At 64.3% G+C, this 14,906-nt stretch carries 18 protein-coding genes, 1 tRNA gene and 1 pseudogene; 13 read left to right on the top strand and 7 right to left on the bottom strand.

The genetic code is table 11. The features are described from left to right. Positions 1 to 25 precede the first annotated feature (25 nt). Positions 26 to 1,168: an ABC transporter substrate-binding protein gene (locus tag OR16_RS07095; RefSeq protein WP_006157279.1), complete on the bottom strand. Its 1,143-nt coding sequence runs from the start codon at positions 1,166 to 1,168 to the stop codon at positions 26 to 28. A 399-nt stretch (positions 1,169 to 1,567) separates the two neighbouring features. Here OR16_RS07095 and hemN point away from each other — a divergent pair, with 399 nt between their 5' ends. Continuing rightward, positions 1,568 to 2,848: an oxygen-independent coproporphyrinogen III oxidase gene (gene hemN, locus OR16_RS07100; protein WP_237716978.1), complete on the top strand. Its 1,281-nt coding sequence runs from the start codon at positions 1,568 to 1,570 to the stop codon at positions 2,846 to 2,848. 134 nt (positions 2,849 to 2,982) lie between these two features. On the opposite strand, the gene OR16_RS07105 is transcribed toward hemN, so the two are convergent. After that, positions 2,983 to 3,867 carry a c-type cytochrome gene (locus tag OR16_RS07105; RefSeq protein ID WP_006157281.1) on the bottom strand — a complete coding sequence of 295 codons (885 nt, stop codon included), beginning with the start codon at positions 3,865 to 3,867 and terminating at the stop codon, positions 2,983 to 2,985. A gap of 388 nt (positions 3,868 to 4,255) precedes the next feature. Between OR16_RS07105 and OR16_RS07110 the strand changes: the two genes are divergently transcribed. Next, a tRNA-Arg gene (locus OR16_RS07110) sits at positions 4,256 to 4,331 on the top strand. A 172-nt stretch (positions 4,332 to 4,503) separates the two neighbouring features. Here the strand turns inward: OR16_RS07110 and OR16_RS48130 are convergent. Then, positions 4,504 to 4,653, bottom strand: a pseudogene (locus OR16_RS48130) (helix-turn-helix domain-containing protein); the annotation flags it as partial. A 128-nt stretch (positions 4,654 to 4,781) separates the two neighbouring features. Between OR16_RS48130 and OR16_RS07115 the strand changes: the two are divergent. The 9 genes from OR16_RS07115 to OR16_RS07155 all read left to right on the top strand — a co-directional run bounded on the left by OR16_RS07115 (position 4,782) and on the right by OR16_RS07155 (position 10,016). Continuing rightward, positions 4,782 to 6,029 carry a replication initiation factor domain-containing protein gene (locus tag OR16_RS07115; RefSeq protein ID WP_081488708.1) on the top strand — a complete coding sequence of 416 codons (1,248 nt, stop codon included), beginning with the start codon at positions 4,782 to 4,784 and terminating at the stop codon, positions 6,027 to 6,029. Then, complete coding sequence (locus OR16_RS07120) at positions 6,026 to 6,307, top strand: hypothetical protein (protein WP_006157284.1); 282 nt, start codon at positions 6,026 to 6,028, stop codon at positions 6,305 to 6,307. The genes OR16_RS07115 and OR16_RS07120 overlap by 4 nt, the downstream gene beginning before the upstream one ends. Positions 6,308 to 6,375: 68 nt before the next feature. Continuing rightward, positions 6,376 to 6,576 (top strand): major capsid protein, encoded by a 201-nt coding sequence (locus OR16_RS07125; protein WP_006157285.1) that lies wholly within the window; start codon positions 6,376 to 6,378, stop codon positions 6,574 to 6,576. Between the two features lie 3 nt (positions 6,577 to 6,579). Next, complete coding sequence (locus OR16_RS07130; RefSeq protein ID WP_006157286.1) at positions 6,580 to 6,909, top strand: hypothetical protein; 330 nt, start codon at positions 6,580 to 6,582, stop codon at positions 6,907 to 6,909. Between the two features lie 11 nt (positions 6,910 to 6,920). Next, entirely contained in the window at positions 6,921 to 7,103 is a 183-nt protein-coding gene (locus OR16_RS07135) for a hypothetical protein (protein ID WP_237716971.1), read from the top strand. Positions 7,104 to 7,282: 179 nt separating this feature from the next. After that, positions 7,283 to 8,314, top strand: a complete 1,032-nt coding sequence (locus OR16_RS07140) for a virulence factor TspB C-terminal domain-related protein (protein ID WP_006157288.1) — start codon at positions 7,283 to 7,285, stop codon at positions 8,312 to 8,314. Then, complete coding sequence (locus OR16_RS07145) at positions 8,314 to 8,580, top strand: DUF2523 family protein (RefSeq protein ID WP_006157289.1); 267 nt, start codon at positions 8,314 to 8,316, stop codon at positions 8,578 to 8,580. Before OR16_RS07140 ends, OR16_RS07145 begins: the two co-directional genes overlap by 1 nt. Then, positions 8,577 to 9,659 carry a zonular occludens toxin domain-containing protein gene (locus tag OR16_RS07150; RefSeq protein WP_006157290.1) on the top strand — a complete coding sequence of 361 codons (1,083 nt, stop codon included), beginning with the start codon at positions 8,577 to 8,579 and terminating at the stop codon, positions 9,657 to 9,659. Before OR16_RS07145 ends, OR16_RS07150 begins: the two co-directional genes overlap by 4 nt. 96 nt (positions 9,660 to 9,755) lie before the next feature. Further along, on the top strand, positions 9,756 to 10,016 hold the full coding sequence (locus tag OR16_RS07155) for a hypothetical protein (RefSeq protein WP_006157291.1): 261 nt from the start codon (positions 9,756 to 9,758) through the stop codon (positions 10,014 to 10,016). Between the two features lie 199 nt (positions 10,017 to 10,215). On the opposite strand, the gene OR16_RS43435 is transcribed toward OR16_RS07155, so the two are convergent. Continuing rightward, positions 10,216 to 10,488: a hypothetical protein gene (locus OR16_RS43435; RefSeq protein ID WP_141639850.1), complete on the bottom strand. Its 273-nt coding sequence runs from the start codon at positions 10,486 to 10,488 to the stop codon at positions 10,216 to 10,218. 78 nt (positions 10,489 to 10,566) lie between these two features. Between OR16_RS43435 and OR16_RS07160 the strand changes: the two genes are divergently transcribed. Next, complete coding sequence (locus tag OR16_RS07160) at positions 10,567 to 11,166, top strand: tyrosine-type recombinase/integrase (RefSeq protein ID WP_006157292.1); 600 nt, start codon at positions 10,567 to 10,569, stop codon at positions 11,164 to 11,166. A 275-nt stretch (positions 11,167 to 11,441) separates the two neighbouring features. Here the strand turns inward: OR16_RS07160 and OR16_RS07165 are convergent, their stop codons facing one another. Beyond that, the gene (locus OR16_RS07165) at positions 11,442 to 11,639 is read right to left on the bottom strand and encodes a DUF3562 domain-containing protein (RefSeq protein WP_006157293.1); all 198 of its coding nucleotides are present in this window, start codon (positions 11,637 to 11,639) and stop codon (positions 11,442 to 11,444) included. A 587-nt stretch (positions 11,640 to 12,226) separates the two neighbouring features. Here OR16_RS07165 and arfB point away from each other — a divergent pair. Then, a complete protein-coding gene (gene arfB, locus OR16_RS07170) occupies positions 12,227 to 12,631 on the top strand; it encodes an alternative ribosome rescue aminoacyl-tRNA hydrolase ArfB (RefSeq protein WP_006157294.1) in 405 nt (134 codons plus the stop codon). Positions 12,632 to 12,647: 16 nt separating this feature from the next. Here arfB and OR16_RS07175 read toward each other — a convergent pair whose 3' ends face one another. Together OR16_RS07175 and OR16_RS07180 are read right to left on the bottom strand one after the other, a co-directional pair. Continuing rightward, entirely contained in the window at positions 12,648 to 14,024 is a 1,377-nt protein-coding gene (locus tag OR16_RS07175) for a sensor histidine kinase (protein WP_006157295.1), read from the bottom strand. Further along, a complete protein-coding gene (locus OR16_RS07180; protein ID WP_006157296.1) occupies positions 14,021 to 14,689 on the bottom strand; it encodes a response regulator in 669 nt (222 codons plus the stop codon). Before OR16_RS07180 ends, OR16_RS07175 begins: the two co-directional genes overlap by 4 nt. Positions 14,690 to 14,906: the final 217 nt, after the last annotated feature.

Here is a 14,906-nt window from a genome sequence, read left to right on the forward strand (position 1 = left end):
CGCGCCCAGGTGCCGGCGCCGGCGCTCACCGCGCCGTGCCGCCGCCCATCGCCGCGAGCTGCACATACTGCGAGCCGCGCGCGCCATGCGTGAAATCCAGCACGAAATCGCCCAGGTCGACGCGGGCCTGCAGCGCGCGCCGCAGGTCCGCCGGCGTAGCGCCGCGCGGCCCGGACAACGCCGTGCGCACCAGCCAGGCGGCGCCGATATAGCCGGCTAGCGTGGCCGGCGAGGCGGGCTCGTCCAGGAACTGCTTCATCCGGCCCACGTGCTCCTTGACCACCCGCAAGGTCAGGTCCTGCGGCCCCGGGGCGATCTGCGTCAACACGATGCCGCCGATGTAGCCGGCGCCAAGGATCTCCCGCGCCGCCAGCGAATTGACCGCCGACAAGCCCACCAGGAAGCCGTACCAGCCCCGCGCCGCCAGCGCGCGGCCGAGATTGGCATAGGCCAGCGTATCGCCCGCCACGATCACCGCGGCCGGGCGCGCGGCGGCGATGCGTTGCGCCACCGCGCTAGTCTCGCCGGCTTTTCCCGCTTCCAGCGTGAGGGCCTGCAGTCCCGTCTCTTGCTCGAGCTGGCGCCGCCAGGGCGTGCCGCTAGCCAGGCTGCCGGCCGCAAAATCCGGCGCCACGGCCAGCACCATCTGCTTGAGGCCATAGCTGCGCAACTGCCGGATGGCCGCGTCCAGCTCGGTGCGGTAGTCGGCCCGCGTGTACCAGACGTGATCCGCCGCGAGCGACAGCCCGGACAACGGCGCCACGATCTGCACGCCGCGCCGGGCCAGCTCGGGCGAGGCGGCTAGCACTGGCAGCAAGGCGTCGCTCGGGCCGAACAGCAACTCAGCCCGCTCGCCGTCGACCAGCGACACCGCTTGCGCGGTGGCCGCGCGCGGATCGGCGTCGACCTCGCGCACCACATGCAACACGCGCGGTTCGCGCGCGCCGGCGTTGGCCGCGTCGAACATCACCTTGGCCCCCGCCAGGTAGTCGCGCGCCAGGTCGGCTTGCGCGCCGCCCCGGTCCACCAGGTGGCCGATCACCAGCGGGCGCCGTGGCGGCACCTGTGCCAGCAGGGAGGCGGGCGCCAGCATGGCGCTGCCAAGTGCGGCCAGGACCCGGCGGCGCGGCAGCCGCGCGGGGTTGGCATTCAGGGAAGAAATATGCATGGGAACCCGCGTGGCCAGGTGCAGAGGAATTGCGTGATTGGGGAAAGCGCCGCGCAGCCTACCTGTTCCAGGTGACGCTGGCATGACGCCCGGCACGCCTGGCTGCGGCGCGTTGCGATGTCATGGGCCGCGGCTTGACCCCGGTCAACGCAGTCGCGAGCGGCGCGCCCTACGATGGGCCATCGAATCCACGACAAAGGCCGCCCCATGGCTGCGACTGCCCCCGCCGCGTTCTCCAACGCAATCGCCACTTCCATCGCCACCTCCATCGTCGTTCCGGGCCAACCCCGCACCTGCTCCGGCAAGTGCGGCGCTGCCTGCACCGGCCAGCCGGTGCGACGGGCTGCGGCAGCGCCGGACCGGCACGCCTTGTCGGACTTTCGCGCGCTGGCGGGCCGCATGGATATCAACGGCCCGCGCTACACCTCGTATCCGACGGCCGACCGTTTTCACGGCGGCTTCGGCGAGCAGGACTACCGGCAGGCACTGGCCGACTGCGCCACCAACGCCGCCGCGCCGCTCTCGCTGTATGTGCATGTGCCGTTCTGCGAGAACATCTGCTACTACTGCGGCTGCAACAAGATCATCACCAAGGACCACCGCCGCAGCGCCCGCTACGTGGACTACCTGGCGCGCGAGATGGCGCTGGTGGCGCAGCAGCTCGGCGTGCGGCGCGAGGTGGTGCAGTCGCACTGGGGCGGTGGCACGCCGACTTTCCTCGATCCAGCCGAGATGCGCCGCGTGATGGGCGCGCTGCACCAGCACTTCCGCCTGCTGCCCGAGGGCGAGCACTCGATCGAGATCGACCCGCGCCGCATCGGCGACGCGCAGATGGCGCTGCTGGCGGAACTCGGTTTCAACCGCATCAGCCTGGGCGTGCAGGATTTCGACGCCGAGGTCCAGCGCGCCATCCACCGCGTGCAATCGCTGGCCGAGACGCAGGCCGTGGTCGACGCCGCGCGCCGGCTGGGTTTCCGCTCGGTCAGCATGGACCTGATCTACGGCCTGCCGCACCAGACCACGGCGCGCTTTGCCGCCACCGTGGAGCAGGTGCTGGCGATGCGCCCGGACCGGCTCTCGGTGTACAGCTACGCGCACCTGCCGCACGTGTTCAAACCGCAGCGGCGCATCGACGAAAGCGCGCTGCCGGCCGCCGCCGAAAAACTCGACATCCTGGTCGGCACCATCGGGCAGCTCACCGCCGCCGGCTACGTCTACATTGGCATGGACCACTTCGCGCTGCCGGACGATGCGCTCGCCGTGGCGCAGCGCGAGGGCCGGCTGCAGCGCAACTTCCAGGGCTATTCCACCCACGCCGGCCATGACCAGCTCGGCTTCGGCGTCTCGTCGATCGGCGCGGTGGCGGGCCGCTACGTGCAGAACGCCCGCACGCTCGATGACTACTACCGTGGCCTCGACGCCGGCGTGCTGCCGGTGATGCGCGGCTTCGCCATGCGCGATGAAGATCACTTGCGGCGCGATGTCATTGGCGCCCTGATGTGCAATGGCGTGCTGGATGTCGCGGCGGTCGAAGCGCGCCACCGCATCGATTTCGCGGCGCACTTTGCCACCGAACTTGCGGAACTGGCGCGGCTGGCCGAAGACGGGCTGGTGCGCTGCGAGCCCGGCCGCATCGAGGTGACCCCGCTCGGGCGCTTGCCACGCGCAGCGCTGATGTAGGTACGCCCTTGCCGATGCCGCAGCGCTACTCTCGGGTGGTTTAAGCTACAGGCAACGCAGTGACCGGAAAGCAAAAAGCCCACGGCATGCCGTGCACGGCATGCCGTGGGCTTTTTGTTGAGAGCGGCTTGCGCTTACTTCGAAGCGTTGGCCATGTAGTCCACCGCGGCCATCACGTCGGCGTCGGGGCCGGCGTAGCCACCCTTCGGCGGCATCACGCCCTTGCCCTTCAGGGCGAAGGCGTGCACGGCGTCCATGCCTTCCTTCAGGCGCGGTGCCCAGGCAGCCTTGTCGCCGAACTTCGGCGCACCGGCAACACCAGCCGCGTGGCAGGCGGCGCAGACTTGTTCGTAGACTTTCTTGCCCACTTCGGCGGAAGCCGGCGCGGCGGCTGCAGCAGCCGGTGCGGCAGCGGCCGCGGGGGCAGCTGCGGGAGCGGCCGGGGCAGCGGCTGCGGCAGGCGCCGCGGTGGCGTCCGAAGCGGCAGCCGTAGCCGGAGCAGCGGCAGGCGCGGCGGGTTCCGGGAACTTGGCGCCACCGGCGTCCGCCATGTAGACCACGGCGCGGCCGAGTTCGTAATCGCTGTAGTCGTCGGCGGTAGTGCCGGCGCGGGCCTGCATGGCGCCCTTGCCGTGCAGCACGGAGTTCAGCAGGCCGGCAAAGCCCTGGCCGATGCGCGGAGCCCAGTCACCGGCGGTGTTGTACTTGGGCGCGCCGGCAGCACCGGTGGCGTGGCAGGCGGCACAGACTTCCTTATAGACCTGCTCGCCGGTCTTGTAGACGCGCGGTGCGTTCGGGTCCTTCAATTCGAGCGAGGCGACCGGCTTGATGCGGTCATTGACGGATTCCGCGCTAGCGGTGGAACCCGCACCTTCCTTGGCACCGTGTCCGACAAAGTTGACCAGCAGGATGATCACGATGATTGGCACCAGGAAGGCGGCAATCACCACAGCGATCAGCTGCTTGGGGGTCTTGATGGGAGACTCGTGTTCGTCTTGTGCGTTGTGGACGTCGCTCATACTCAACTCTCAATTTTGCAGGAAACCTGTGGCCGCTCGCGATCGGCTGCTTATGTGGCCGCTTGCTCGGTGGCCAATTCCTCCTGGCCAATTGCGCGCATCGGACTATTATCCGGTGCCAACTGCCCCGAAACGGGCCAGCCAGCAGGGCGCGGCACCATCATCCCCGGACCTGATGTGGACGTTGCGCAGCCCCGTTTTTACACAAATAACTCGCGATTATAGCCTCAAAGATCTACCGCATGGAGGCAAAAGCGGCTTGCAAGAGACGTCATCTAGCCGCACTTTTCAGCCCGGCGTGGACGTCTCTCGCCAAACACGGTATGCTATGCGACTTTCCGGCAGCGGCACTCGCGCGCTGCCTATGTCGTACCCCGTCATACCCTGTGCGCCCGTAGCTCAATGGATAGAGTACTGCCCTCCGAAGGCAGGGGTTGCTGGTTCGATCCCAGCCGGGCGCACCACTTGCTGTGCCTTCGCATCAGCGGCACCGCCCATCACCCCCGACACAGTCATCACTACCGTAGCTGCGACAGCGCCGGCGTGCCTTAGCACAACTGCACTCTTCGTCTGCTTTTTCCGAGCAGCTTCGGCCGCGAGGATCTGGAATGCTTCCGCCTCTCCAATTCCTGCCTCATGCGCCAGGCGCAGAGCGTCGTCGTAATCGGGTAGGCGGTCGCCTCGGGCGTAGCGGTTGAGCGTGGTCTGTTGCATGCCCAAGTCCTTGGCGGCTTGGTTCACGCTTCGGCCATGCAGTGCCATTTCAATCAATTCACGGTAACTCATAGCTATCCCCTATTTGCGCGCCTAGGCCGAATGGCCTAACCTTCGGTCCTAATTAGGCCGATTGGCCTAAGGTCGATTGGCCTTAAGCCGAACGGAATCATAGTTCGTAAACCGCAAGGGGTAAACGAATGGCGCAAGCAGGGTTGTTTCTAGCTGTTGCAGCGGGCGTGGGTGCAGCCGCCGCTGTGGGTGCGTGGGTGGGGCTGTGGATCGCTACCGGCATGGATCGCTACCGGCATCGCCTCGGCCATCGTGGACGTCCGGAGGGGTGCGTGATGGCGAAGAGTCTCGGTCCTGTTCTGGATGCGGTTGTCGACATGGAGACGGGCGAGATTCTCGTCTCGCCTATTGCTGGCGCTGTTGCGGCTGCGCTTGCGTCGGCCCCGGGTTCTTCCCCCCGTCCTGTAACACGGGGGGAACTTGAACTTGCCGAGGGTATCGATTGTTTTAAAACAAAGATCGACTGGCTGCACGCTTCGTGGGAAATGAAGGGCGCGGAAGGGGACCCGGTGTGGGTGCGCGACATGATTTTCTGCGACGGTTTCCGCTTCATGCGGCAAGAGGGCAAGGGGCTGTTCGGCTTCGCAGAGTCCGAGGACGTGCTGTATCAGGTCGGCGGCGAGTGGCAGCGCGTCGCGGTGCTGGCATGGGGCGGCAGAGAGCGGCAAGCCAACATGGCTTTCCTGCAGGTCACTGGCACGGGCTGCAACGCGCTCAAGCTCAACGAGGATCGCCTCGACCGGGAGAATCTGCGCATCGTGCTGCAGTCGGTACAGGCCACCATCACGCGACTGGATATTGCGTTCGACACCGAAGCGCTCGGCGTGATGGATTGCTGGGACGCCTACCAAGCGGGGATGTTTCAGCGCCAGTCGTCGCGGCCTAGCTACGATCAGGCAGGCGACTGGCTGGAGCATCAGGGCAGGGGGCGCACGCTCTATATCGGCAAGGCCAAGAACGGCAAGCTGATTCGCTGTTACGAGAAGGGCAAGCAGCTTGGCGATCCTGAGTCGCCGTGGCTGCGCATGGAAGTGCAGTGGGGAAATCGGGACCGAGTGATTCCTTATGACGCGCTGGTCGATACCGATGCGTACTTCGTCGGTGCTGCGCCTTTTTTCTCCACTGTCTTGGCTACCGTCCCGCGCATGGTCAAGACGATTGCTAAGGGCGCGGCCATCGTGGCGGAAAAGCTGGCGGACTGCGGGCGGGATGCCTACGGGCGCTTCATCAATCAGCTTGTGCTGGCGAAATTCACTGCAGAGCAAATCATTTCTTTGCTTCGGCGCGAGGGCGCACCGAAGCGCATGGTGCCGTTCGTCCTGAAGGGCGCTGGCACGTTCTTTCCGGGTAGTTATTTCCAGGGGGTTACATCATGAGTCAAGCAGTCGAATCGGGTACGTGCCAAGCGATCATCGCGGGCCGTGTGGAAGAGGTAACGGCGCTGGAGAACGGCGGCTTTGACACGGCCATTGCGCTGCCTGCGGAGGATGAATTCTCGTCCCCTGGCTTCGTGCACGTGTACTCGGAAAAGCGCATCGGCCAAAAAGGCGAGATGGTGCGTCAGGTGGTGAAGGTGTCGGGCTTCCGCCAGCGCATCCAAGGCAAGCAGGGCATGTGGATCAAGTACACCAACGTGCTGCGGGCAGTGCAGTAACACCAGTTTCTTCCTGCTCGGCCTGAACAACCGGGCGGGTTTTCCAACCCTCACATAAGGGGTCAATCATGTTCAAGTTCGGTAAGAAGGCAAAGCTCTCGGCTCTGGCCGCCCTGTCGCTGGCTGCTGGTCAAGCAATGGCAACGGTGCCGCCCGAGGTGTCCTCGGCCATGTCGGACGGCAAGGCAGACGCGCTGACGGTCGCTGGTCTGGGTCTGGTGATCATCATCGCGATCGCGGCTTTCAAGTACATGCGCAAGGGCGTCTGAGCGATGGCCGGGGCGCTACTCGGTGCGATGTGCTACGCCTCGCCAGATGCGGCGGCGGACGCGTACTACAGCGGGGCAGCGCCCTCGCAGACTCCGGGAGGTACGTCGTACCTCTCGGCGTTTGTCAAAGACGCGGGCGTGTGGAAGTTGCGGCGGTATCAGGTCAATAGTGCTGGGGAGGTTGCGACGCTGACGGATGCGGTATTGCCAACCATGACGTTTCCGGCGTGCGACCCGCTGGAGAATTTCAAGGACGGCATGACGGTCGGTTGGGGCGTGGTGGCGGCGATGGTGCTTGCGTGGGGTGTGACGGTGCTTCGTAGGGGACTGTGATGGAGTGGTTTGTGTACGTGATCTTCGCGACGATGCGTGCCGGTGGTCAGCGCAAGTTTGAAGTCAACGCTCCGAGTTCGGAGTCGGCTATCGAAGGCATCCGTTGTTTGCTGAGCGGGCAGGGTGCCGAGCAGCCGATTGATATCACCGTGGCCTCTTCGAGGCCGATGTGGGGGAAGCATGTTAGCCACTGATTTCTGGCTGTGGGTCGGGTTTCTACTGCCGGTGCTCCCGGCAGTAATCATTTTGAAAACCCTGTAGGGAATAACCGTGACGTGTCACGATAAATAGGAGGGCGTATGCGGTTCCTGCTGCTGGTAGGCTGACCACGCAGGTGGCGGGCAAGGCGGTGACGGTGCCTGCAACGTGGCGCATGGCTTCGAACGCGGGGCAGATTGCGGTGGGCGCCCTGCGCATCAATCCTGCGGGTCTCGCCACCTCCGTGGTGCTGTCCTGGGCGGCGCAGTACGGCTTGCAGAAGTGTGCGACGGGGGCCTGGGACTGGTGCCATACCTCGCAGCCTGCGCAGACCCCGACCGAGGGCTGGGACTGGTTCACCACCGGGCTTCAGATGCATGCTTCCAGCATCGAGGACGCCGCTGTCAAGGTCATGCCGTTGTACAGCGCGAAGAGCTACGTGGTGGATGAAAGCTCTAGCACCACCTTCGTGATTGGGCTGTTTAACGCGAACGGCAACCGTATCACTGGGGTGCGCTTCAACAAGCAACCCGGGTGTGCCTCCGGCTATGTGTTGCAGGCGAACGGCACCTGCTTGAAGCCGGCGCAGACCCTTCCTGCAGTGGATGCTGATTGGCAGGCGGCGGCCTCGGCGATGACTGATGCGCTGGCGATGGAAATCATGAAGGGTAACGTGTCGTTGCCGCTCGATTCGCCCATGGTCGACACTAAGCGGCAAATCGTTCCGCTGTCGAATCCGTACTACGACCCGGTCACCGGCAAGACCTTCCAGGACGTGGGCTATGTGACGCCCAACAGTGATGGCAAGACAGCGGATTTGCAGGTAGCCAAGCAGGAGGTGGACCCGGCCACAGGGGAGCCGGCGAAGGACGCTTCCGGGGTGGCAGCGCAGCCGCAGAAGGCGGATGACCCGTGCTTGGGGCACGAGAAGTGGCTCGGGTGCATGGAGCTTGGTGACGTGCCGACCGGTCCCGACCTCGGCAAGAACAGCAAGACGATTTCGATCACGCCTGATGGCGGCTGGGGTGCCGACACGATGGCGTGTCCGGCAGACCTGACCACCACGCTTCGCAACGGCGGTACCACGGTCGCTTACTCGTTCAAGCCAGCTTGCGATGGGGCTGATATGTTCCGGCCCATCATCATCGGGATGGCTTGGGTTGGTGCAGTACTGATCGCGCTCGGTGTCGGGCGGAAGGGGGACTAATGGGCGCGTTTCTGATGGCATTGGCTGGGCCTCTTGCACGTCAGGTGCTGGTGGCGCTCGGCATTGGACTGATCACGTATCTAGGGCTTGATCTCGCGGTGTCGGCGGCGCTATCGGCTGCGAAAAGCAGTCTCGGCGGAATGCCTGCCAGCGCGGCGGCGATCTTGGCGCGGGGCGGGATTTTCACGGCAATGTCCATCCTCGCGGGTGGGGTCACAGCACGCGTGTCGATGATGACGATGAAGAAACTCGGGGTGACAGGATGAGTGCAGGCACGCAACCCATTACGCTGATCACGGCGACACCGGGCGGGGGCAAGACCGCCTTGGCGGTGCAGTTGATGCAGGAGGCGGTGGCGAAGGGGCGTCCGCTCTTCCAGCTTGGGATTCCTGAGCTCAAGTTGCCCTACATTCCCACGCCGCCTATCTCGGATTGGACCGAGATGCGGATCGACCCGGAGGATCCGGACAAGAACGAGCTTCCGTACTTCACCTTCCCCGAGAATGCGCTGATCGTGCTGGATGAAGCTCAGCGGATTTTCCGGGTGCGGTCGAATGGGGCCAAGGTGCCGGACCATGTGGCGGCGTTCGAGACGGTGCGGCATACCGGGGTTACGTTCTTGCTGATGACGCAGAATCCGACCTTTCTGGATTCGCACATTCGCAAGCTGGTGGGGCAGCATATCCATCTGCGTGATGTGGGCCTGCTCGGTCGGTGGTACTACGAATGGCCGGAGTGCGGCAATCCTGATTCGTTTGCTACTGCGCCGATCAAAAAGAAGTGGGCGTTGCCCAAAGCCAGCTTTGGCCTGTACAAGTCGGCGAGCTTGCACATCAAGCGCAAGTACACCTTGCCGCCGGTGATGGTGATGTTCATCGTCATGCTGCTGATTGGCGTTGTCGCCATCTGGCGCGTCTATGGTTCGATTTCCGCCAAGGTGCATCCAGAGGCAGCGTCAGCACAGATCGAGGCCGCCAAGGGGCCGTCTGGTCCGTCTGGTGGGCCTTCTGTGCCGCCACCTGTGAAGCCAAGCACGGTCGCGGACGGTGGCGAGTATCTTGCGTCGTTCACGCCCTTGGTGCCGGGTCGTCCGGAGTCGGCCCCGGCCTATGCTGATTTGCGCCAGGTGAAGGCGATGCCGCGGGTCGTCGGCGGGGCCTGCAACAAGCGGGGCTGCAAGTGCTACAACCAGCAGGGCCGCGATGCGGGGCTGGATGAGATGCAGTGCCGGGATTGGCTTCGCAATCCGCCGTTCGATCCGTACAAAGAAGAGGAGAGCGCTGGGGGCAGCGACGTGCGACCCGTAGCGGAGCGAGGGGCGGGCGGCGCTGTTCCCGGTGCTTGAGGAGGATGCGGAGGGTAGAGGGCGGTTGACCGGGTGAAGCCCATTGCAATTAGCGTGACTTGTCACGATAATTAAGACTCCTGATTGGGGGGGGCGATGAAAGACACGGATGACAAGGTGACGGCTGAACTCGTGGACCTGCCGAAGCGCGGGCGGGGTCGGCCTTCGACGGGGCAGGCGATGACGGCAGCGGAGCGCAAGGCTGCGCAACGGGCGCGGGCTGGCTTGGTGCCGGTCACGGTTGAACTTCCGGTTGAGCTGGTGGATGCGTTGAACGATTACCTGCGGTACAAGGACATGACGAAGAACGAGGTATTCGCCAAGCTGCTTCGCACGCAACTGCTGAGGAAACGTTGATGAAAGACCCGCTCGCTGTGATCGCGCTCGTTTGGGTGGGCGTCTGTATGGTCATCTATCTGCACAACCATCTTTGACGCTTGCGGGGCCGCTGTAGCCCCTCTTCCATGCAAGCCGGGCCGAAGGCCTATTCCCACGGAGGTCGTGACCTGCGGGCGTTGCTCTGAGAGCCTGTAGCGTCCTTGCGTTCAGATCGGTTCTACAGGCGCATTCCCATTGCTAACTTTGCGGCAAGGTAGAGCAGCATTGCGCACCATCCAAGAAAGACAACCTTAATCGACCAGTGCCAGCCGGAACCCGGTAGATCTGGTGGATTCACGAGAGGCTTAGCGGGCTTTGATGTGGCGGCCCTGCGTGTTTTCTCTCCGCGAAACTCTCGGGGATTGTAGATGGCGCGCTTGGCAGCGTCTTCGCTGGTCTTGGTTTGCTTGTTATAACGCTCGCGCCACCAGTCCCGGTCGTAGATTCCCATGATCGTTCCTCTTTTCGAGGCATTCTAGCGGTCTTTTGTTTCGCTACAATCGATTCAAAAACACAAGGTGTCGGGTCGATGATTTTCGAGGATGTAGTTGGGATTTATCTGTCGGGGTCGAATCACCGCAGCAAACAGCGGGATCATTATTCGCTACAGCGGTTACAACCCTACTTCGGGGGTAGATCGGTTGCCGATCTGCGTCGCGTAGATGTGCGGTCGTATATCGCTCTTAGGCAATCCGAGGGGGTGAAGGAATCCACCATCGGGCGTGAGTTGCGCTTTTTCTCTGCTGCCATTAATTTCGTTCGTCTGGAGCACGATAGGCCTGAGTTGGCCAACCCGGTGCAACGCTTGGGCCTTGACTCTTCCGAGGGGCGTGTTCGATGGATAACGCGGGATGAGGCGACTAGCCTTGTGGATGCTGCGGAATTGCACGCGAGGAGGCCTCATCTGCCGTGTTTCATTCGGCTCGCATTGAACACTGGGGCGCGCAAGTCGGAGCTGCTCAAGTTGACGTGGTCGAGGGTCGACAGGGATCGTCGTTTTTTCTTGCTGGAGGCTGGAGATACCAGTACTGCCCTCCGAAGGCAGGGGTTGCTGGTTCGATCCCAGCCGGGCGCACCAAGTCTTGCAACGATCTCCATCGTTTCCCAACCGCGTTTCCCAGCCGCCTAGTTCCTTTAGCCCCCCCACGTGCGTTCCGCATTACACCGGCCAGCTTGCCCCGGTAGTCACGCGCGCGCCAACGGAAAGAAGGCCGGCATCCAGCTGTTGCCCGTGCCGGAGGTGTTCGCACGCAACGAAGCGAGGCCATCATTGCGGGAATGGTCAACGAAAGGGTGGCGCGCGTCGATAGCTGCGCGCTGCGTGGCGGCGTCCGAAGCGAATAGGGTGGGGGACCTGAGACAAGCGGGCATGCCGGCATGCTTCCGCTTTCGCACACGCGCTCGCTAGACTTGGCCCTTCTTTACCTTGAGCAAGTCCTCGGTGACCCTCTTTGCGACGAACAAAGGCAGGTAGTCGTGGATCTTCGCACTTGCATAAAGCTCGTCCCAGGTGGAGCAGAAAGCGCGCTCCACGTCAGCGACAGGCATTTGGGTCACGTGCGCGATCTTTGCGATCAGTTCCGCTCGAGATTCGGTTCTCATGGCTTTCTTCGGGGCGGCTGCAACCAGGGGCCGCTGACAGGCGTGGAGATCTGCATTGCGCCCCCAGGTCAGAGGCCATGATGCGGCCGGCGAGCATAGGGAAAGAGTAGACGAGTGGCAGCCCTGCTGTGGAAGGGAAAAAAGAGAAGTGGCATAGCGCACGCTTGCATGCCTTTGCCCTGCCCTATTTGGAGCGCCTGCTCACGCCCTGCTCATCGAGCAAAAAAGCTGTGAATGCAAACGCCTCGGACCAAGCCTTGTTCTGGTCGTAGTGACTGGCGAATCGCATTGCGAGCCGCCCGGCCGGCATTCCGAAATCGCCCACTCGAACATCCGCTGGCGATGCTGCCGCCCGCGACGGGCAATGGCGAACTCAGTGCGCCGCGGGTGGGGCACACCGCCAGGGCCAGGATGAAAGCACCGCCCGCGCAGGAACGCAAGAGCCTTGTGCCTGTGGTGCGCCTGGTAGTCTCCACGCGCGCAGCATCCAGCGGATCCTGGTGGCCTGGGGCAAGCTGCCGCCCGCCCGCTAGCCCACGGGCTGCGCTTGGGAGCGGGCTGCACTGGCCCTTGCTATCATGCGCCCCATGCTGCCCGACATCACCATCCCCCACACCGAATACGAGATCACCGCGATCCGCGCGCAAGGCGCCGGCGGGCAGAACATCAACAAGGTGTCCAACGCGGTGCACCTGCGTTTCGATGTCCGCGCCTCGTCGCTGGAAGAAGGGCACAAGGCGCGGCTGCTGCAACTGCATGACCACCGCATCACGCGCGACGGCGTGGTGGTGATCAAGGCCCAGCAGCACCGCAGCCTGGAGATGAATCGGGAAGAGGCCGTGCAGCGCCTGCACGACCTGGTGCGCAGCGTGGCCACGCCGCCGCGCACGCGCCGTCCCACGCGGCCCACCTTTGGCTCGAAGATGCGGCGCCTCGAAGGCAAGAACCAGCGCAGCCAGGTCAAGGCGCAGCGCGGCAAGGTGGTGGACTAGGCGCGACGCTCGGCGCTCAGGCTGCCAGGGGCAGGCGTACCGTCAGCGTGACGCCGCGCCCGCCGATGCCCGGGCTCAGGCTTATCTGGCCTTGTGCCGTCAGCACGATCTCCTTGACAATGGCAAGCCCCAGGCCGCTGCCTTCCTGGTTTGGCAGCGCGTTGCGATAGAAGCGATCGAATATCTTGGGCCGCGCTTCCGCGGGAATGCCGGGACCGTCATCGCTCACCGCGAGGACGGCACAATCCGCTTCGCGCGTCAGGGCCACGGTGACCTGGCCTTGCGCCGGCGTGTAGCGAATCGCGTTGTCGACCAGGTTGGATACCACGGCCGCCATCATCCACTCGTTGGCGCCTACGCGTGCGCAGTCGAGCGCCAGCTCGGCGCCCAGGTCGATGCCCTTGCGCTGAGCCAGCACTACCATGTCTTCCAGCACGGCCGTTACCAGCGGCACCAGGTCCGTGCCTTGTTGCGCCGCGCCGGCATTGCGCGCGGCTTCGGCCTGCGACAGCAACAGCAGTTTGTTGGCCAGGTTGGTCATGGCCTGCGTGCTGGTCTTCATGGAGCCGAGGATCTCGCGCAGCCGCGCCTCATCGTCCACCCGCGCGGCAAATTCCAGCTGCGCGCCCAGCACCGCGAGCGGCGTGCGGATCTGGTGCGCGGCATCGGCGATAAAGCGCTTTTGCTGGCGAACATATTCGTTCAGGCGTTGGATGCACTGGTTGATCGCCTCGACGATGGGCCGCAATTCCTGCGGCAGGTCGCGTGCGCCCAGCGGCACCAGATCCATCGGGTCGCGTCCCGCCACTTCGTCTTTCACGCGCAGTAGCGGGCTCAGCTCCACCGTGAGCCCGATCATCACCAGCCCCACCGCCAGCACCAGCATCACCACTTCGCGCAGCAGCGCCGGCATGCGCAGGCTACGGACCAGCTCGCGGTTGCCGAGCAGCGTCTGCCCCACGGTGACGGTGACCTTGCGGGCCTCTCCGGAGTCGAACATCGTGCGGGTGGCCTGCACTACCCGCACCGGCTGCGACTGGAAACGGGAGGAGTAGAACACGGGGCTGGCGGCGCCAGGCATCGGCGGTTGCTCGAACTGCGGATTGCCGGCCAGGATCCGGCCGCGATCGTCGACCACATTGTAGAAAACGTGGTCGCCATAGGGCGAGTCGAACAGGGACAGCGCCGACGGCGGCACCTGCACCGTGATGCGCCCGTCCGTCCACGCGATGTGGCCCGCGATGACATCGGCCGAAGCCTGCAGCGCGCGGTCTTGCACGCGGTTTGCGGTATCGGCCGCGCTCAGGTAAGCGGCGTAGCTGCTGATGCCCACAAAGGCCGCCAGCGGCACCAGCAGCCATAGCAGCAGCCGTCCGCGCAGGCTGTGGATCATTGCTTTTGCTGCAGCAGGTAGCCGAGGCCGCGCAGCGTCATGATGGTGGCCTGGCAGCCCTCGAGTTTCTTGCGGATGCGGTGGATATAGATCTCGATGGCATCCTCGCTGGCCTCCTCGTCGAGCGAATACACGCCCGACATGAGGCTCGCCTTGGACACGGTCTTGCCCAGCCGCATCATCAGGATTTCCAGCGCGGTGTGCTCTTTCAGCCGCAATGAAAGCAGTTCCCCCGCGACGTAGAACTGTCGCGTGTCGGTGTTGTAGGTGAGGTCGCCGCAAGCCAGTTCGGCTTGCTTCTCTCCGGTCTGCCGCCGCGCCAGGGCCTTGATGCGCGCAACCAGTTCGCGTATCTCGAAAGGCTTGACGAGATAGTCGTCGGCGCCCAGGCCCAGGCACTCCACCTTTTCGTCCACCGACGCGCTGGCGGTTACCACCAGCACCGGCACGTTGTTGCGGCGCGAGCGCAGCCGGCGCAACACGCTCTTGCCGGCCAGGCGCGGGATCTGCAGGTCGAGCAGCACCACGTCGTAGCTCTGCGTCTGCAGCAGCTGGTCGGCGTACTCGCCGTCCAGCGCGGTATCGACCATGAAGCGCTCTTCCTTCAGCAGCCTCGCGAGCCAGTGGATGAGCGAAGCGTTGTCTTCGATCAGCAATACCTTCATGAACCGCTCTGGTTGGGACCTACTGTTACCGGGGTCTCCTTTTACCACCGCCCGCCCTGCCGCAGGACATCGTGCCGTATCGGGATATTCCCTGAGAGGCGGCGAAAGCTGCGTGAAGGTTTGCGCTGCCTAGAATGCTTCGACCCCCTCGCCGTGGCCGGCGAGCGCGGGGGCATCCCACTACCAGAGAGCCCAATAATGGCCGGGCCACCAAGAT

It is taken from the genome of Cupriavidus basilensis OR16 (assembly GCF_000243095.1).
Classification (GTDB): domain Bacteria; phylum Pseudomonadota; class Gammaproteobacteria; order Burkholderiales; family Burkholderiaceae; genus Cupriavidus; species Cupriavidus basilensis_D.